General features: G+C 53.7%; 16 protein-coding genes. 12 read left to right on the top strand and 4 right to left on the bottom strand.

Going from position 1 to position 19,199, the window contains the following annotated elements; translation table 11 throughout:
- Positions 1 to 467: 467 nt before the first annotated feature.
- The gene (locus AC2FFF_RS19275) at positions 468 to 2,843 is read right to left on the bottom strand and encodes a thiamine pyrophosphate-binding protein (RefSeq protein WP_281973926.1); all 2,376 of its coding nucleotides are present in this window, start codon (positions 2,841 to 2,843) and stop codon (positions 468 to 470) included.
- Between the two features lie 11 nt (positions 2,844 to 2,854).
- Complete coding sequence (locus AC2FFF_RS19270; protein WP_281973927.1) at positions 2,855 to 4,060, bottom strand: methionine gamma-lyase; 1,206 nt, start codon at positions 4,058 to 4,060, stop codon at positions 2,855 to 2,857.
- Between the two features lie 113 nt (positions 4,061 to 4,173).
- Between AC2FFF_RS19270 and AC2FFF_RS19265 the strand changes: the two genes are divergently transcribed.
- The 4 genes from AC2FFF_RS19265 (at position 4,174) to AC2FFF_RS19250 (ending at position 5,978) form a co-directional block, all read left to right on the top strand.
- Positions 4,174 to 4,632, top strand: coding sequence for an Lrp/AsnC family transcriptional regulator (locus tag AC2FFF_RS19265; RefSeq protein ID WP_281973936.1), 459 nt, complete (start codon positions 4,174 to 4,176; stop codon positions 4,630 to 4,632).
- 168 nt (positions 4,633 to 4,800) lie between these two features.
- Positions 4,801 to 5,244: a MarR family winged helix-turn-helix transcriptional regulator gene (locus AC2FFF_RS19260; protein WP_281973928.1), complete on the top strand. Its 444-nt coding sequence runs from the start codon at positions 4,801 to 4,803 to the stop codon at positions 5,242 to 5,244.
- Between the two features lie 11 nt (positions 5,245 to 5,255).
- Positions 5,256 to 5,633: a hypothetical protein gene (locus AC2FFF_RS19255; RefSeq protein ID WP_281973929.1), complete on the top strand. Its 378-nt coding sequence runs from the start codon at positions 5,256 to 5,258 to the stop codon at positions 5,631 to 5,633.
- Positions 5,634 to 5,663: 30 nt separating this feature from the next.
- A complete protein-coding gene (locus AC2FFF_RS19250) occupies positions 5,664 to 5,978 on the top strand; it encodes a monooxygenase (RefSeq protein WP_142640352.1) in 315 nt (104 codons plus the stop codon).
- 709 nt (positions 5,979 to 6,687) lie between these two features.
- On the opposite strand, the gene AC2FFF_RS19245 is transcribed toward AC2FFF_RS19250, so the two are convergent.
- Complete coding sequence (locus tag AC2FFF_RS19245) at positions 6,688 to 7,638, bottom strand: proline racemase family protein (RefSeq protein WP_185956754.1); 951 nt, start codon at positions 7,636 to 7,638, stop codon at positions 6,688 to 6,690.
- A 446-nt stretch (positions 7,639 to 8,084) separates the two neighbouring features.
- Positions 8,085 to 8,720: a TetR family transcriptional regulator C-terminal domain-containing protein gene (locus AC2FFF_RS19240; protein WP_496883068.1), complete on the bottom strand. Its 636-nt coding sequence runs from the start codon at positions 8,718 to 8,720 to the stop codon at positions 8,085 to 8,087.
- Between the two features lie 127 nt (positions 8,721 to 8,847).
- On the opposite strand from AC2FFF_RS19240, the gene AC2FFF_RS19235 reads away from it, so the two are divergent.
- The 8 genes from AC2FFF_RS19235 (at position 8,848) to AC2FFF_RS19200 (ending at position 18,941) form a co-directional block, all read left to right on the top strand.
- Entirely contained in the window at positions 8,848 to 9,717 is an 870-nt protein-coding gene (locus AC2FFF_RS19235) for an ABC transporter permease (RefSeq protein WP_142640355.1), read from the top strand.
- On the top strand, positions 9,714 to 10,502 hold the full coding sequence (locus AC2FFF_RS19230; RefSeq protein ID WP_142640356.1) for an ABC transporter permease: 789 nt from the start codon (positions 9,714 to 9,716) through the stop codon (positions 10,500 to 10,502). Before AC2FFF_RS19235 ends, AC2FFF_RS19230 begins: the two co-directional genes overlap by 4 nt.
- A complete protein-coding gene (locus tag AC2FFF_RS19225; protein WP_496729741.1) occupies positions 10,499 to 11,596 on the top strand; it encodes an ABC transporter ATP-binding protein in 1,098 nt (365 codons plus the stop codon). The genes AC2FFF_RS19230 and AC2FFF_RS19225 overlap by 4 nt, the downstream gene beginning before the upstream one ends.
- A gap of 17 nt (positions 11,597 to 11,613) precedes the next feature.
- On the top strand, positions 11,614 to 12,675 hold the full coding sequence (locus AC2FFF_RS19220) for an ABC transporter substrate-binding protein (protein WP_496703593.1): 1,062 nt from the start codon (positions 11,614 to 11,616) through the stop codon (positions 12,673 to 12,675).
- Between the two features lie 61 nt (positions 12,676 to 12,736).
- Positions 12,737 to 14,797 (top strand): oxidoreductase, encoded by a 2,061-nt coding sequence (locus AC2FFF_RS19215; RefSeq protein WP_496883069.1) that lies wholly within the window; start codon positions 12,737 to 12,739, stop codon positions 14,795 to 14,797.
- Complete coding sequence (locus AC2FFF_RS19210; RefSeq protein ID WP_281973933.1) at positions 14,797 to 16,029, top strand: aromatic ring-hydroxylating oxygenase subunit alpha; 1,233 nt, start codon at positions 14,797 to 14,799, stop codon at positions 16,027 to 16,029. Before AC2FFF_RS19215 ends, AC2FFF_RS19210 begins: the two co-directional genes overlap by 1 nt.
- Positions 16,022 to 17,584, top strand: a complete 1,563-nt coding sequence (locus AC2FFF_RS19205) for a trimethylamine methyltransferase family protein (protein WP_281973934.1) — start codon at positions 16,022 to 16,024, stop codon at positions 17,582 to 17,584. The genes AC2FFF_RS19210 and AC2FFF_RS19205 overlap by 8 nt, the downstream gene beginning before the upstream one ends.
- Positions 17,577 to 18,941: an aminotransferase gene (locus tag AC2FFF_RS19200; RefSeq protein WP_281973935.1), complete on the top strand. Its 1,365-nt coding sequence runs from the start codon at positions 17,577 to 17,579 to the stop codon at positions 18,939 to 18,941. Before AC2FFF_RS19205 ends, AC2FFF_RS19200 begins: the two co-directional genes overlap by 8 nt.
- Positions 18,942 to 19,199 lie beyond the last annotated feature (258 nt).

Below are 19,199 nucleotides of genomic sequence, written 5' to 3'. Positions count from 1 at the left end.
CAGGTGCCCGAAGGTCTTCCTCTCAGCAATCGCCATCGCAGCTCTCGTCATCTATTGGCTATGAGTCCTGACCCTAGTTGGAAAGAAGAAGATAGAATAAGAATATTGCCCGGTATTGTAAGTTTGCTCGAAAAGGACCGCCCGTTTTTATTTGCCCTGTAGGAAGAGCACACGCAACGATGCCAGAAGCCGACGTTCAGTCTGTGACCATCAAGGTCAGCTTCGTGCGCGATGTGTGAATTCAGTCCCTGATCCTTGCTGCACTCTGCACGAATGGCGACATTTCCCGCTGCCCGACAGCACCATACTTTACGCTACCGCAGCATTTCCCACACCGCGAGCGCACGCAGCATGAAAACCGGACTCACAAAATGGGCTCTTACCACCAGTTGAAGCGCTCCGCAGAGAGTGGCGACAGGAGAGCCCATAGTTGCAGACGCAGCAACGTGATCCAATGTCTGCTGCTGCTATGCTATAGCCACAATCTGAGGGATTTTACGACCATGGGACAATTCGCCTACTGATTGGATCAACGCGTTAGCGTCAATGCGGAAATGACGGTACAAATCCGCAATAGACCCGGTTTGGCCGAAATGCTCCACACCGTGCGGAATCGTTTTGTGGCCATGAACGGCACCCAACCAGGACAACGTTGCCGGGTGTCCGTCGATCACTGTGATCAATGCGCAGTCGCGCGGCACATCTGCCAGCAGCGTTTCGATATGTGCCTCAGCGCCCCGAATGCCATTTGTGCGCGCCCGTTGCGCTGCAGTCCAGCCGGCGTTCAACCGGTCGGCAGAGGTCACTGCCAGAACGCCGACATCCCGCCGCCCCTGGGCGATATGGCCCGCTGCCCTGATGGCCTCCTGGGCAACCGCGCCCTGATAAGCAATGACAACTTCGCAGTTCGGTCCCGGTTTGCGTAGCCAATAGGCACCGTCGATGGCCCCCTGACGGAAATCGTCATCCACGCGTTTACCGGGCTGCTCAATCGGGTTGGTCGTCAGACGTAAATAGACCGAACCGCCGGTCTCGTCGCGCAACCAGGTGCGTTCATCGGGATCTCCCTCGCCATCTTTTTGCATATAGGCAAAGGCCCATTCCATGATGACCGCCAATTCATCCGCAAAGGCGGGCTCAAATGCGGCCAACCCGTCTTGCGACATGCCAATCAGCGGCGACGCGATTGATTGATGCGCCCCGCCTTCCGGCGCCAAAGTGACGCCAGAGGGCGTGCCCACGATCATGAAACGGGCATCCTGATAACAGGCGTAATTCAACGCATCCAAGCCACGGGACACAAAAGGATCATAGACCGTTCCAATGGGAATAAGCCTTTTGCCAAAAACCGAGTGCGAAAGCCCTGCCGCCGCCAGAAGCAAAAACAGGTTCATTTCAGCAATGCCAAGTTCGATATGCTGACCATCTGGTGTAAACTCCCACTTCGCGGTGGAGGGGATATTTTCAGCCTTGAAAGTGTCGGATTGATGGGTGCGCGCAAACAGTTTCCTGCGATTGACCCAAGGGCCAAGATTGGTTGTGCCGGTCACATCCGGAGAGGTCGTCACGATCCGCTCGGCCAGCGCGCTGTTGCCTTTGGACAGGTCATCCAGAATCTTGCCGAATGCCATTTGAGTCGAGATTTCACGACCCGGATCCAACTCAACTGAGGGGACGTCGATAACGTCATCTGAGTATCGGCGCGGCCCGCTGGCGAAGAAGGGCGTCTTTGCCAGCATTTTCTCAAACGCTGCCGGGTCTGCGATGGTGGCAAAGCGCTCCCATTCATCACCCTCAGTAACACCCATGAATTTCTTCCATTCGGCCATCTGAGTCTTGTTCATCAACCCACCATGGTTGTCCTTGTGGCCAGCAATCGGCGTCCCCCAGCCCTTGATCGTATAGGCAAGGAAACAGACCGGGCGGTCGTGATCTATTGCGGCGAAGGTATCTGCCATGGTGGTGACGCAGTTCCCACCCAGATTTTCCATCAGAGCGGCCAGTTCGTCATCGCTGCGCGCATCAAGCAACGCGCTTACGTCGCCTTGATCGCCGAGGGTTTCCATCAGTCGCTCGCGCCACACCGCGCCCCCCATGAAGGTCAGTGCCGAGTAGAGCTGATTGGGGCACTGATCAATCCATTGACGCAGCTTCTCTCCGCCCGGCTCTTTAAACGCAGCGCGTTGCAAAGCGCCGTATTTAACCCGCACAACATCCCATCCGAAGGCGTCGAAGATTTGCTCAATCCGTTGGAACAGTCCTTCACGCACGACGCCGTCCAATGACTGGCGGTTATAATCAATGATCCACCAGCAATTACGCAGATCGTTCTTCCATCCCTCTTGCAGTGCCTCATAGATATTGCCTTCGTCCAGCTCAGCATCGCCAACCAATGCGATCATGCGTCCAAGCTTTTGCGTATCGCCCCAGGATTTGGCCTGTACATAATCCTGCACAAGTGACGCAAACGAGGTGATAGCAACGCCAAGGCCCACCGAACCGGTCGAAAAATCCACGTCATCGATATCTTTCGTGCGGGAAGGATAGCTTTGCGCGCCACCAAATCCGCGAAAGTTCTCCAACTTCTCACGGGTCTGGTTGCCCATCAGATACTGAATCGCGTGAAAGACCGGCGAGGCATGCGGTTTGACTGCTACGCGATCTTCCGGGCGCAGGGTCTGAAAATATAACGCGGTCATGATCGATACCATCGACGCCGAAGACGCCTGATGCCCGCCAACCTTGATCCCGTCAGCTTTGGGCCGAATGTGGTTCGCATGGTGGATCATCCAGTGGGACAGCCACAGCAAACGTTGTTCAATTGTTTTGAGATCAATGGACATGGTCAATTTCCTTAAGCGGCGCTGCGGACAGGGGGTCTTGGCAAGGCTTGTTCGAGATCGTGGATCACGTCGTCGATCCCCTCCAGGCCAATGGACAATCGCACCAGCCCATCGCTGATGCCATGTGCGGCGCGTTCTTCAGGCGTATAGGTAGAGTGGGTCATGCTGGCCGGGTGCTGCACCAGTGTTTCAGCATCTCCCAATGATACGGCGCGGGTGATCATTTGCAGTCTGTTCATCATCGCGCGCCCTGCTTCCAGACCGCCATCCAGTTCAAATGCAATCATGCCGCCGAATTTGGACATCTGCCGCTGCGCGACATCATGCTGTTCGAAACTGCTCAGTCCCGGATACCAGACCTTTCGCACACCGGCGGATTGCTCCAGATATTCGGCGATGGTCGCAGCGCTGCTGCAATGCCGATCCATGCGCAATTCCAGTGTCTTGAGGCCGCGCAGTATGAGCATCGCGTTAAACGGGGCCATGACCGCGCCGGTCATATCCTTCATCCCATAAAGGCGGATTTCAGTCACCAGCTCGGTCGATCCGGCCAGCAACCCTGCAACAACATCTCCGTGACCGCCTAGATATTTCGTCGCCGAGTGCAGAACGATATCTGCGCCATGTTTGATTGGCTGGGTCAGATAGGGCGTGGCATAGGTATTATCCACCACCACGTAGGCGCCGTTGGCATGGGCAATGGCTGATACAGACTGGATATCTACAAGGCGCATATTCGGATTGGCGGGTGTTTCAAAATAGACCACCTTGGTTTTTCCGCTGATCGCCTCTATCAGGTTTTCCGGCTCCGTCAGATCCACATGGGTCACTGTCACACCGAATTTTGCCAGCCCGTGCCGCATGAAGGAAAATGTGCAGCCATAGAGCGTCTTGTCGAGAATGACCTCATCCCCCGGGGCAAGAAGAGTCCACATCGTTGCAGTGATCGCCCCCATCCCCGAGGCCAGGGCCAATCCTGCCTCTGCCCCCTCAAGCACCGCGATGCGTTGCTCCAGCAAATCGCAAGTCGGGTTCGAGATGCGCGAATAAACATGCCCTGCCTGCTCGCCCGCGAACATCGCACCGCCTGCTTCCGCGGTTTCGAAAGCGAATGTCGAGGTCAGATGCAGCGGAGGCGTCAACGCTCCTTCGTTTTCCATCGGGTTATAGCCATGGTGAATGGCAAGAGTGGAGAAGCTGTCGGGGCGGTTGCGCATTGGGTGACTCCTTGGTTTTCAAGAAGCAGAGTATGACGACACGAGTGGCAAAATATTCCAAAAATGTCTTATACTACCTCGTTTGTAGCAGTATATGCTAATCTATGAAAAAAATAGACCGTAAAGACCAACAGATCATTCGAGCGTTGCAGCGCAATGGTCGAATGACGAATCAAGACTTGGCAGCAGAGGTGAACTTGTCACCTTCGCCCTGTCTGAGGCGGCTGAAGCTGCTCGAGCAAAATGGAATCATCACCGGCTATAGCGCCAACATAGACGCCGAGGCCTACGGGTTGCCGGTAACGGTATTCGTTCACGTCAAACTGGAAAGCCATACTGAAGCGACAGTAAAGAAATTCGAAGCAGCCATTGCGCGGATTGACCAGGTACTGGAGTGTTTCGTTATGACCGGCTCATCGGATTACCTGCTTCGTGTGGTCGTGGCTGATCTTTCAGATTACGAAAAATTCGTTCGCAGAAAGTTGCATCCTCTTGGAGGTATTGCCTCCATGGACAGCAGCTTTGTCTACGGAGTTGTCAAGAAGACAAATGTATTTCCAGTGACAGAGTAACGTTGCTTGATGAACTGAGATGAAATGATTGCGGACATTAGCGCAGATGCAGCGAAAGCTCGCTTTATGCGTCATTCCAACAAATGCTGCACATCGAACGAATGAGTGGATTAGGTCATTCTATGGGGAGTACTTGAATTTATCCCTAACTAGGGATACATGCGCAACATGAGACATAAAAATCAAGCCCGAGAAAACCAAACCCTGGTGCTGGCCCTGCTACGCAGTCAGCAATTATTCATGCGCGCTATGGTGTCTGCGTTTCGTTCGGCGGGCCTTACAGCGCCACAATGGGACGCGCTGGAAACACTTAGCAACAAGGGTCCGCTGTCAATCAACGATCTGATGCGGCTGACACTGTCTACATCCGGCAACCTGGATGTGGTTGTCAAAAACCTGGTTCAAGCCGGATGGGTGGAAAAGAGTGTCGATGAAACCGACAGACGGGCGCGTGTTCTGTTATTGACCGCAGCCGGGCGCCAAAAAGTGGCCGAATTCCTGCCACTCCACAATCAAGCTCTGGAACAGATTTTTGGTGATCTCAGCGTGCAGGACAAACGCCAGACGATCAAGACACTCAACCACCTCCGAAAAAAACTGCCTCAACCTTAGAAAGTCGTAACATGCCTAACAAAACACTCCTGACCGCGCATGGCGTGATTTACATGTTGTTCGCACTCGCGCTGTTCTTTGCCCCGGCCATCCTCTGGCCGAACTACGGCCTGCAATTAAACGACCAATACGCTGTGTTCTTGTCACAGCATAACTCGATATTTCTGGGCGGCATCGGGATCATCATCTTCCTGTTTCGGGACGTAGAACATGGCAGTGAAGCTGCAATCGCCCTTCTCACAGGATTGATGTGGACCAATCTACTTGGCGTCATCATCACGCTTTACGCCTGCCTGACAGGAGTTTTCACCGGGTTTGGCTGGTCTGACCCCATCTTCTTCGCCTTGCTTGCGGTCCTATGCTTCTACCAACTCGGGAAAAACCGCTGAACTTTCCCAAACTCACAAAGGAAACTAAACATGAGTACACTGAAAGTCTGGGATCTGCATATGACCTATGAAGGTCCGATCACAGAAGAATTTCTCGCCGGCACCGAGCAACTTGCAAAGAGTATCGCGGAGGAGCCGGGAATAATCTGGAAGATTTGGACTGTCGAAGATGGAACCAATCACTATGGGTCCACATACCTGTTTCGGAACCGCGAATATCTGGAAAGCTATAAAAGTATGCATCTGAAGCGCCTGGAAGCGATAGGGATCACAGTGACCGCCGACCATGTTTTCGACATTATGGAGGAGGTCAGTCGCATCAACAGAGCCCCACTTGAAGGCTGACGAGCAATGACGGACATTGGCACGCTAAACGTTGATGTCCGGTTCGGTCCGCTATCCGGAATTGCAAAGTTTGGTCTTGATTGTCCGCTTTGGGCTGGGTCTGTCATTTGTAGCGTTTGGTATCACCGCTTCTTCACTAAGATACTCGTGATTTTGCTTGAGCTGGCGTCAACACGACCACCTTGCTTTATGACAGATCAGACACATTGATAAGGTAGACGAAAACCATGGCAGAACGATTTGAGCGTCACCGTCAAGCTTGGACACAAGAGGAAATTCAAAAATTGCACCTACTGGTGTCAAAGGGGATGGGCTTGAAGGCCATTGCCAAAGCTCTCACGCGCTCTGAGGAATCGACCAAGAGCAGAGCGAAGCTTGACAAAATAAAGATCAAGAAAGCACGCTGATTTTGGTGCCTTTAGTGTACTCCTGTCGTTCTTTACTGCCACGACCAATGTCCGATTTGGGCTGATTGAGCTAAAAAACCCAGATTTTAGTGAAGATGGGCGAAAAACTTGCCCGCAGAAGGCCTTTCCGAATATTCGTCGGGGGTCGGCCCAATACTCTCGTCGGCAATGTCCGAAGCTTTAAGTGGCCCTACCAGGCACTGGGTTGCAATTAAGGCGCCACAACGGGTTCTGGCAGAATGGAATTCAGTTGCTCGGTTTGTTAGGGTTCTGCACCCAAACACCCAATTTAAAAAGCTGCCTTACGGATTAGCGTAGTAAAAAGAAGGAAAGCTATGCCTTGCAACGATCCTAACTTCTGCTGATACAGTGGCGAATTGACCGACAACTTGGCATTCAAAAATCCCGCCCGGTGCTTCGATTGTCACGGACCTGCCTGGAGATAGTGACCCGTTGCCCTCGCACGCCACCACAACAGACAATGCGCCTGTCCCCCCAGCCGAATTTGCCAGTTCTCCCTTTTCAGAAGCCCAGACAGTTTTAATATGGTTCTTCCCTGATTTCGAACTGAACATGACCAAGTATTTACCGTAGCTGCCGCCAATGCCAAAATTGGACATCGGAAATTGTTTACTAGCCGCCCCGCTTAACTCAATTGCAGCGTTGGTCAATTTTTGGCGCTCACTAAGCGAAATACCTAGATAGTCTGCATCGACAACCAAATACGGCAACCCGGCATCGACTAGAGAAACTGGAATGTTTCCACTTAGAGGAAGATTCAATATTTGATTATTAATCAATAGCTTGGGCTTGACAGTAAACCACTTGGCATGTGTCATAACGCTATCTGTTCGGGTTACTTGTACTTCCATGACACCATTTGCTGTTTCCAAAGCAACAACTTGTTGATCTTTGGCTAATGCTTGACGCTTCGCGCTCGCAATTATGGTGGCTGCAGCCATGAGTGCGGTTCCGGCATATGGTGCGTATGCAAACTGAGAGGCTAGAAAAAGTGCCCCATCGGTACATTGCTCAAAGGGTGGATAGAGTAGGCAAGAGTTGATGAGGTGGTTTCCATTTGGTGGGAGGTTCAAAAACCCCCGAAACTGTTCGTGATCCGAACGAAGCTCCAGCAAGGCGCTAGCCGCGTTCCTAGAAACTAGTTTAGGAAGACCAGAAACCGCCACCCGAAGAATATCTCCAGCGAGATCAACATCTATCGCAACCGTTTGTCCCTGGTGTTTTTTAGGCATTGTTCGGTGTCCTGGATATCGTGTGCTACCTTGTAGCTTCTGGCTGCAAACATCCATGCTTGCTTTCAGCTGATGGTGTATTGGACTGAGTCTGTGTGAAAACTCTGGATGATGTATGCTTTTCGGCAAAGGCTGGAGGCATGTATGTCGAGATTTATCGCAGGCGCCGAGCGAAGTCAGTCGATGCTTTTCCCGACCAGCTTGAAGATTGGACCAACGGGTGCGTAGCCACACCACGACGTCAATAATGCTGCAAAACCTCACTTGGTTGCGCATCTCGGACTACAAAGCTTAATTGTGAAAGTCCGCTAATAGCGCACAGCGGACGTCGAGATTTTTCAATAGCTAGGTGGATGCTACTTGGACGCTAGAGGCCTCACCAATACCAGTAGTTGCTTTCCAGGAAGAGGCATTGTTTCCATCTCAAACCTGAGCGTCGTGAAGGCTCACAACTTGAATTTTCCTGGAAAAAGTCCGCCTAAAAATCTTCGAATAAGTTCAGCAGAGCGTCGTCGCGAAAAAACCTGCATATCGGTAAGGTAATTTACCCACATACCTTCCAGTAAGGCCAACGTTCCGCTGGTGGCATCATTCACCAAGTTCGGATCATGTCCGTTTTGTTTGGCTATCTCCGTGAACGCACGCCGCAAAGTCTCGACAAGTTTGGGATCCTGAGTGCTGCTGTATCGGGCAATACCTGGGTGTGAGCTCGCGATGCCTCGGAATGCATGCCAGATTTTCGTACTTCGTGGATTGAGCAAAGCTTCGGATAGATCCGCCTCGATCACAGCCATCACTCGCTCTTCGGGCGATGCATCCGAGCCCAGTTCGGTCATTCTGTCCATCTCGGCATAATACTCGGTACTGAAATGCTGGGCCGCTGCGGTCAGCAAATTGTCCTTCCCCCCGAAATGCAAATGGATCATTCCGCGCGACAGACCTGAGCGCTCGCAAATGCGACTGACCGAGGTATCGGTGACCCCGATATCAGCAATAGTATCCAGTGTCGCCTTGATCAGAAGCTGCCTGTTGGCTTCTGGATCGCGCTTCGAGCTACGTTTTCTTACTTTAGGATCTGTCACTCTATTCAATGATTCCATTAGCTTAGGGTCTTCTCATATGGGTGGCTCACAGGAAGATTGACACGAAAGGCCTTTCTGGCGCAACATTAAATGGACGATCGTCCATTAGAGACTCGTAAGTACCGAGATGGGAGATAGGGTGATTTTTCGTAGCGAAGCGTCCCGGGGTTATACCCTCAGCGCACCAGCCACGGCCTACGTGGGCTTTCTGGTGGCGGCGCCTTTGGTGATCCTGATCGCCTATTCGTTCTGGACCCAAACCTACGTAACGCTCGACAAGACACCGACGCTGAAAAACTATAGCGACGCGTTTGCCGATCCGCTGGTTCGACATTTAATGCTAAGGTCGATCTGGATTGCCGGAGCAGTTACGGTAGTCACTGTCGCACTGGCCTATCCCATCGCGTACTTCATCGCGATGAAGGCCCGGAAAAAGACCATCTGGCTTCTGCTCATCACCATTCCGTTCTGGTCCAGCTACCTCCTGCGCGTATTTGCCTGGAAACTCATCCTTGGGTTCAACGGGGTGATGAATTCTGCACTACTGATGCTTGGTCTGATCGACGAACCGCTCGACTTCTTGCTCTATAATGAATTCGCTGTCGTACTGACGCTTGCCCATGCCTGGGCACCTTTTGCGATCCTGCCGATCTATGTCTCGTTGCAGAAGATCGATCCAAGCCTGTTGGAGGCCGCCACCGACCTCGGCAACAGTCCTTTGCAACGCTTCATGCGGGTGACGCTGCCGTTGACCATCCCAGGGATCATTGCGGCTTGCCTGATCATCTTCATTCCGACTGTCGGTGACTACGTGACTCCAGCGCTGGTCGGCGGATCGGACGGGAAGATGATCGCCAATCTTATTCAGGTGCAATTCGGGGCCGCTAACAACTGGCCTCTCGGCGCCACACTTTCGCTGATCGCGATGCTGTCGGTCGGCTTCGTCGCCATCGTGTTTGTTATTACCGCCACCCAGTTTGGGAGGAGGATCAGATGAAGCGCCCCTCGACCCTGACAGCCTATGCTTTCCTGTATTTGGTTTTTCTGTACCTGCCGGTTCTTTTCCTACCTTTGTTCTCGTTCAACAGCGGTACAATCGTTGCCTTTCCGATAAAAGGCTGGACGCTGGACTGGTATCGGAAACTGGGCGAGCAGGATACGCTGATCCAGGCCCTTTGGAATTCGCTGGGTGTCGGCACGGTCGTCGCAATTCTATCTACCGCTATGGGGCTGTTCGCCGCGCGCGCCTTTGTTCGGTACCGTTTTCGGGGTCAGCGTGCAGCTGAAGGTCTGGTAATGCTGCCTTTGGTTATCCCGGGTATTATCGTGGCTTCGTCAATGCTGGTTCTGTTTCTGTTTCTCGGTCTCAAACCATCTCTGCTGACCGTAGTTCTGGGCCATACGTTTCTTGCGCTGCCATTTTCCGTTTCGATCTTGAAGTCCGCGTTCGATGACTTCGACGCGTCGCTGGAAGAGGCATCCTACGATCTGGGCGTCGGCGTGTTCGAAACCTTCCGTCGCGTGACGCTGCCGGTCGTTTCCCCCGGCATCGTAGCCAGCATGCTGGTCACTTTTACGGTTAGCTTCGATGAGTTCGTCCTGGCCTTTTTCCTGTCCGGCAACCAGCCAACACTGCCGGTCTATATCTGGAGCCAGATCCGTTTCCCCGCCAAGCTTCCAAACGTTTTGGCCTTGGGTTCTATCCTGCTGCTTACCTCGGTTCTGCTATTGGTGCTGGCCGAGTACTTCCGCCGCCGCTCATCCGCATCAGAGGTCCGATGACAGACAGAAACATCATAGAACTCAGGGGCGTCGAAAAGCGCTATGGCACATTCCTGGCGGCCAGCGGGATCGATCTCGATCTCAAAGAGGGCGAGTTTTTCTCACTCCTCGGCCCCTCGGGATGCGGCAAGACTACGGTATTGCGGATGATCGCGGGCTTCCAGGAACCGACCGCGGGTACCGTGCTGATCGACGGTCAGGATATGGAAGGTGTGCCTGCCAACAACCGTCCAACGAACATGGTCTTTCAGAGCTACGCCATCTTCCCGCACCTGAACGTCGGAAACAACGTGGCCTATGGATTACGGGGCAAGGCCCCCAAGGCAGAGATCGACCAGCGCGTAGCCGAAGCCCTGGAAATGGTCGAGCTTGGAGGTCTTCAGGATCGCGGCGCAAGTGAATTGTCCGGTGGGCAGCGGCAAAGGGTGGCGCTTGCCCGGGCGCTGATCATGCGACCCAAGGTGTTGTTGCTGGACGAGCCCTTGTCCGCTCTCGACAAGAAATTGCGCGAACAGATGCAGTTTGAAATGCGCAACCTGCAGCAATCCCTTGGCATTACCTTTGTGATGGTCACACACGACCAATATGAGGCGATGACCATGTCCGATCGTATTGGCGTGATGTTCAATGGACGACTCAAGCAGGTGGATACACCAACCACGCTTTACGCCCGTCCTTGTGATCAGCAAGTGGCCAGTTTCATCGGTGAGATGAACATACTGCCTGCCCAATTATCAGGCGAAACAGGCAATATGTTGTCGATCGATGCAGCCGCCTTCGGGCGGATTGAGATTGAGAGAAATCCCAACGTTGCGACCAGTTCTAAAGACATGAACATCGGTATTCGCCCGGAACAATTGGAAATCGCTGCTGAAAAGCCAGAAGACTATCCATCAACGGTTCAAGGCACTGTCAGCAACGTCGCCTTCTATGGCGAGAACATTCACTATCACATTCAGGTTGCGGGAGCCGAAAAGCCAATCTCGGTCTCGGTTCCCAACTACTTTCACACGGTCGATTTCAAACGCGGCGACGCAGTTTGGCTGGGGCTTCAGGGGGCAAGCGTGATCGATCTAGGTACAGACACAAAGTAAAATAGTGGGAGGATAAAATGAGAGTTCAGGGAATTGCGGCCTTCGCATGTGCGACGGCGATAAGTACGGGAAGTGCCATAGCAGGTGGCGCTGATCTAACGGTTTTTGACTGGTCGGGATATGAAGACCCCGGGTTCTTTGCCAGCTACATGGAAAAATACGGGGATGAGGCGCCAAGCTATTCCTATTTCGGAAGTCAGGAGGAAGCCTTTACGAAACTGAGTTCAGGTTTCACGGCTGATCTGGCGCATCCTTGTTCCGACGCGGTCCGGAAATGGGTCGCAGCCGACCTGATTCAGCCCCTGGATGAAAGCAAACTGACCAACTGGGCCGATGTACTGCCCGAGATCAAGGAAGTCGACGCCATCGTCCTGGACGGCGAGCTTTACATGTTGCCGTTCGAGTGGGGGAACACGGGTCTTATCTATCGCACCGACAAAATCTCGGGGGATGATATCTCGCTGCAAATGCTGGCTGATCCGGCCTATGCAGGTAAGATCGCGATCCCGGATGCGGCGTCGTCTGCATATGCCCTGGCTGCGCTGGCCACTGGAAACGCTGATGATTACACAAATCTGAGCGATGAGCAGTTCAAAGAAGCATCGGATTTCCTGCGCTCAATCCACCCAAACATGCGCTTTTACTGGTCCGATGCGGGTCAGTTTGATCAGGCCATGACCAGCGGTGAGATCGAAATGGGTTGGGCCTGGAACCAGTCCGAACTGAACCTGATCTGGAACGAAGTGCCTGCCGCCATGATGCGTGACGTCGACAAAGGTATCGCGACCTGGGCCTGTGGCTACGTGCATCTGAAGTCTTCCACGACACCGGTCGATCAGGTCTATGATCTGTTGAACGCGCTCACTGATCCTGCAAGCGGCCAATACATCATCGACAACTGGGGCTACCCGCATTCCAACGCAAAAGCGTTCGAAGTCGCCGATCAAGCCAATATCGAAGCCTATGGTTTTGCCGATCCGAAAAGCTTCTTCGAAAGCAGTTTGTTCTTTGACGCGGTGAACCCCGAGTTGGAGGCAAAAATGCTGGCAGAATTTGAACGGATCAAAGCCGGATTCTAACACAACCATATTTCCGGGGCCTTCGGGCTCCGGAACCCAAATATAGGAAAAACGCGTGATTATGTCGGACGCGAACCCATACGCTCTGCTCTTCGAACCGGTTCAGATCGGGCCCGTCACAGCCAGAAACCGCTTTTATCAGGTGCCGCATTGCACCGGGCTGGGACACCTCAGGCCACGGGCGGATGCTGCCGTCCGTGGAATGAAGGCTGAAGGTGGTTGGGCAGTGGTTTCCAATCAGGAGACCGAGATACACCCGACTTCGGACTTGTCCCCCTATGCCGAGGGGCGATTGTGGGATGGACGCGATGTGCCTGCGTTGCGGTTGATGACAGATGCAGTACATGCACATGGTGCGTTGGCGGCCATCCAGCTGGTACATAATGGCAATCATGCGCAAAACTTGCTGACCCGCGCTCCGGTTCTTGCACCTTCTGAGATGTCCGTTGATATGACGCATCCCAAGCAGGCGCAGGCCATGGATAAGGCCGATATCCGGGAATTCCGCCACTGGCATCGCGAGGCCGCCTTGCGCGCGAAAGAGGCCGGATTTGACATCATTTACGTCTATGCCGGACACAACATGACATTGGCGCAACATTTCATGCTGCCTCATATGAACCAGCGTAGTGATGAATATGGCGGGTCGCTTGAAAATCGCGTGCGCCTGACGCGCGAATTGCTGGAAGATACCCACGAAGCTGTAGGTGACAGCTGCGCTGTGGCGCTCCGCTTTGCGATTGATGAAATGGTGGGCGCCGACGGCATGCAGGCCGCAGAAGAAGGCCGTGCCGTGGTCGAGCTTTTGGCCGATCTTCCTGACCTATGGGATGTGAATGTGGCCGACTGGTCCAATGACAGTGCCACAACCAGATTCCAGCCGGAAGATGGTTATCAGAACGCGTTTCTGTCCCACGTCAAACAGATCACACGGAAACCCGTGGTAGGTGTCGGTCGCCTGACCTCCCCCGATATGATGCTGTCGATGGTCAAGAAAGGTATTGTTGATCTTATCGGAGCGGCGCGACCTTCTATTGCGGACCCGTTCATACCGAATAAGATTGAAGAAGGCAGGATCGACGAAATTCGCGAATGCATCGGCTGCAACATCTGCGTGTCTTCGGACAATCTGGGTATTCCGATCCGCTGCACCCAAAACCCGACCATGGGCGAGGAATGGCGTCGCGGCTGGCACCCCGAGATCATTGCAACGAAAAAAAGCGAGGCGGAAGCACTGGTTATCGGTGGCGGACCCGCGGGTCTTGAGTGTGCCATGCAAATCGCACGGCGCGGCTATCAGGTGACCTTGGCCGAAGCCTCAGCTGAATTTGGTGGACGTGTCGCAAAGGAAAGCAGGCTTCCCGGCCTAGCGGCCTGGTCGCGCGTCGTCGACTATCGCCTGAATGATCTGAAACAGCGCGGCAACGTTCAGTTGTTCACCGACAGCAGACTTGACGGCGATCAGGTGGCAGAGCTTGGCGTCGAACACGTCTTTGTCGCCACCGGCAGCCGTTGGCGTACGGATGGCATGGGGCGAAACACCCAGCGCCGTATGCCTCATATCGAGCAAAGCGCCAGAGTGCTGACACCTGATGACATCATGAACGGCCTTCTGCCTCCGGATGGCCCGGTGATGATCTATGATGATGACCATATCTATCTGGCAGGCGTGATTGCAGAAAAACTGGCAGCTGCCGGATATCCGGTGGTCTTTGTCACGCCGGAGAGTTTGGTCTCTGCTTACGCCGTACATACTTTGGAGCAGCCCCGTATTCAGGCTCGTCTGATCGAACTTGGCATAGACATTCGCTGCAATCAGGTGCTGACCGCGGTTGAAGGTGACATGGCCCGCATCGGATGTGCCTTTACCGGTCGCGAAGCGAGTATTCCCTGTGCCTCGGCAGTTCTGGTTACCGAGCGCCAGCGAGAGACAGCGCTTTACGACAGCTTGCGCGGGGTTGGGTTGAAGACCCTCGAACTTATAGGCGATGCCGCGTCTCCAGGGCTGATCGTGGACGCAGTCTTCGCAGGCCACCGCGCGGCACGCGATTTTGAACGCCTCAAGGCAGAAGCAGACAAGGATTGGTTTCGCCGCGAGATAGTCGATTTGGAGGAAACGTGATGAACAGCCGACCGTTTGAGTTAGATGCTTTGATGACCTCACATCAGTACGGCCACGCGCTGCCGCGTGAATTCTATACCTCGCAAGACATCTATAACTATGACATTGCCCAGGTCTGGAACCGTAATTGGCTTTGGGCAGGGCATGTCAGCCAAATCCCAAACCCCGGAGACTATTTTCTGTTCGACTATGGCCCGGAGTCCATCATTATTGTTCGCGACCGCGATGGTGAAATTCGCGCTCATCTGAATGTTTGCCGCCATCGTGGATCTCGCGTCTGCACTGAACAGTCTGGCAACTCCCGTGTTCTTGTTTGCCCGTATCACGCCTGGACATATGAACTTTCGGGGAAACTTCGTGCTGGCCATAACATGGGGGAACACTTTGACCCATCCAAATTCGGGCTCTTTCCCGTTCAGGTGAGTGTCTTTAAAGGCCTGATCTTTGTGTGTGCCGATGCAAACACGCCATCGCTAGATCCTGTCCTCAGCCAGCTTTCGCCACTCGTCGAACCCTATGGCTTTGACGATCTGAAAGTTGCGCATACGGCGTCATTTCCCGTTCCCGCGAATTGGAAACTGGCGGTTGAGAACTATCTTGAATGCTATCACTGCGGACCAGCACACAAAGAATACTCTCGCTCTCATAGCCTGAAATCGCCACAAGACATGGCTGGCTTGGTCGAGCCGCTAAATGCAAGGGCTGTGGAAGTCGGGCTGACACCTGATGAACTGGCGCTTGTTGGCGAGGCTGCGCCCACCCCATTCACCAGCGGGTATTATCGGCGCTACCCGCTTTACCAAGGTTACAAAACCGGCAGCAAATCGGGCGAGGCGCTCGCACCATTGCTTGGAACGCTGAAAGGCTTCGACGGTGGCGCAACTGACTTTGATATTGGCCCATTGAATTGGTTCCTGATCTATTCGGATCATATGGTGGGCTACCGCTTTATTCCACGTGGTCTACAGGAAACCGACATTCAGGTGGTCTGGCTGGTTAGCGCTGATGCCGAAGAAGGCCAAGATTACAACAAGGAAGACCTGACCTGGCTTTGGCATGTCACATCTTTGGATGACGAACGCATCATTCGGCACAACCAGTCCGGCGTTAATTCTCAATACTTCCAACCGGGGCCCTTGGGCGAAATGGAAACCTCGATCCAGGATTTTTACGATTTCTATTTTGCCATGATCCGCTCGGAACCAGAACAAAGGATGGCCTGTAATGGCTGAGGTAAAATCACGCCGTCGCGGTGGCGGCGGGCGCGCCGCGCGCATAAAGGTGCAACAGGCGACCACCGGCAATGAGGCCGTGCATGGCGGCTTAAGCGGCGGACGCTATAAGCCGCTTACCCCAACAGATATGGAGAACATCCATCAAGCGGCTCTGACCGTTCTGGAAAAAACCGGCATTACCGATCATTTCCCGGAACTGCTTGATCTGGTGCTGCCCAAAGGCGCGGTGATGAATGATCTAAATCGGCTGTGCTTCCCCCGCGCACTGATGGAAGACATCCTGGCTGGTGCTGCCAAGGAGTTTTACGTCTATGCCCGCGGAGAGCGTGAAGGCAAAGACGACATGCATTGCTCGGCGGAGAGCGTCTATTTCGCCAACTCCGGCACCGCCGTGACCACCTTCGATTCCGAAACTAAATCTTATCGCCCGTCGATCCTGCGCGATGTCTATGATTTCACCCGTCTGGTGGACCGTTTGGACAACATCCATATGCTGGGCGACACAGTTTTGGCCACCGATGTGACTGATGATTTCGCTCACGACATGAACACCATTTATGCCATGCTCGCAGGCAGTCAAAAACCTGCCTGTCTGACTTTTCGCGACCGCAGCCATATTCCGCATGCCATCCGCATGTTTGATTTTGCTCAAGGTGGCGAAGGGGCTTTCATGAAAAAGCCAAGCGTCATATTTGGTGGCTGCCCCATGGTTTCCCCCTTGCGGGTCGGCAAGGAAAACATGGAAATCCTGATTGATACCGCCAAGTTGGGCCTGACGGTTGATTTGGCGGTGCCTCCTCAAGCCGGGGCCACAGCCCCCGCTACACTTGCGGGAACGCTGGTGCAAACCGTGGCCGAAACGCTGGCCTGCGTTGCCATCGTAAACCTCATCACACCAGGTTGTCCGGTCTGCTTTGCCGCCTGGCCCTTCATCACTGACCTGCGCAGCGGGTCGTTTACCGGCGGCAGTGGCGAACAGGCTCTGATCGGGGCCGCAGCCATTCAGATGGGTAACTTTTATGGCCTTCCAACCTCTGTCGGCGCAGGCATGACCGATGCTAAGATACCCGACGCGCAATACGGGTTGGAAAAGGCACTAACCTTCACGCTTGCCGCTCATGCCGGTGCCAATCGTTTGTGCGAGTTCGGGGGTATGATCGGTAGCCTGATGGGATGCAGTTTTGAAAGCATGGTCATCGATGACGAAGCGGGCGGTATGATCCTGCGGTCGTTGCGCGGGATTGAAGTCACGGATGAAACCATGGCGGTGGATGTGATCCACCAGTGTGCCATCGACCCTGGTCATTTTCTCGGCAACCCGCACACACTGAGCTATTTGAACAGCGAATTCGTCTACCCACGGCTCATGGATCGTGAGCGCACGGACACATGGGAAAACGAAGGCAAAACTGATTTGCTGGACCGCGCCCGTGACAAGGCCAATTCCATTCTCGAGAGCCATTTCCCCAACTACTTCGGCGCCTCAGACGCTCAGGTTCGCGAAGAATTCCCAATTGTGATGAGCACAGAAAGCATGGCCCGCCGTGGATAACTCTAACGTCAAGCACTGGGACAACGACCACTTCCTGCACCCGTGGGAAGGTATGGCAACCTTGGGCAAAAACGACCGGACATTTATTGAAGGTGCCAGCGGCATCCATGTCATGAACGAAAAAGGCGAACGCTTGATCGACGGACCGGGAGGCATGTGGTGCACCCAGATCGGTTATGGCCGAGAGGAGATGGCCGAGGCCATGGCTGAGCAGGCTCGGAACCTTGCTTATTTCTCGCCCTTTAACAACTCCAACTCGACTGCCGCGCGGTTCGCGCGCGAAATCGCCAAACGTGCGCCGGGCGACTTGAACAATGTCTTTTTTACCACCGGCGGTTCCACTGCGGTTGATACGGCCATCCGGTTTGTCCATTTCCGCAACAACCTCTTGGGACGCCCCGAGAAAAAGAAAATCATTTCACGGCAAAAAGCCTATCACGGAAGCACTTATCTGGCGGCCAGCGTCAGTGGAAAAGAGCGTGACAGGCTTTGGCTCGACAAGGCAGATGACCTCGCACATTTCTTGCCAGACGTGAATCCGCTTTATCGTGCGCCTGGTCAAAGCGAAGAGAGCTTTCTGAAAGAGAAAGTTTCGGACCTGGAAAACGCCATTGTGGCGCTTGGCCCAGAAAATGTTGCCGCTTTTATCGCCGAACCGGTTCTTGCCTCTGGTGGCGTGATCGTGCCGCCGAAAGGGTATCACGAAAGTTGCCTAAACATCTGCAGGAAGTACGATGTTCTATACATTTCCGACGAAGTAGTGACGGCTTTCGGGCGATTGGGCCATTGGTTTGCGTCAGAAACAGTCTTTGGCATTCAGCCAGACATAGTCACCTGCGCCAAAGGAATGACATCTGGGTATGCGCCGATGGGTGCCGCGATTATCTCGGACAGGCTAATCGCCGATGTTGCGGGAAAAGATGCAACCTTTTCTAATGGTTATACCTATTCCGGTCACCCGGTCAGCGCGGCCGCTGGTCTGAAAAGTATGGAAATTATTGAACGGGAAAGGCTTCTCGAACACGTTCGAAGGGTCACTCCGATTTTTCAGGATCAGCTACAGCAGTTGGGTCAGATTGACATCGTTACCGATGTGCGCGGCATGGGGTTGATGGGATGCGTTCAATGCTCAGTCGATGGTGATCCCCAGAGCGATCTGGGGTGCGACTACGAGATTGGTAGCCAGATCGATATCGAATGCCAGAAACGTGGGTTATTGGTTCGACCTGTGATCAACATGTGTGTTCTTTCACCGCCGCTTATCATTAGCGAGAGCGAAATTGAGCAAATGTTCGATGTCTTGCGAAAAGGGCTTGAAGCGACAAGTACGTGGCTCAGCGGGATTAGAGGCCAATGAATTGCTTGCGCTATTGTTGCGATAGCCCGGAGGTCGCCATTTCAGCGTATTGTCGTATGCTCCACGATCTTTGCCAAAACCGTTCGGCCTTGACGGATCTGAAGAAGGTTTTGACAGCGACGGTAACCTACTAGTTGGCATTATCTATTACGGGTCCGTCACAGTGTTTTTCTCGTACTGCTTGCTTCCACGGTGCTTTCAGTTGTGATGGCGCAACGCAAAAGCCCGCTCGGGCGCGGTGTGTAATATATTGATATT

The sequence above is a fragment of the Ruegeria sp. YTSA226 genome, from assembly GCF_059609905.1.
Note: the sequence above shows the minus strand (reverse complement) of the source record. Positions and strands in the feature narration are given on the sequence as shown.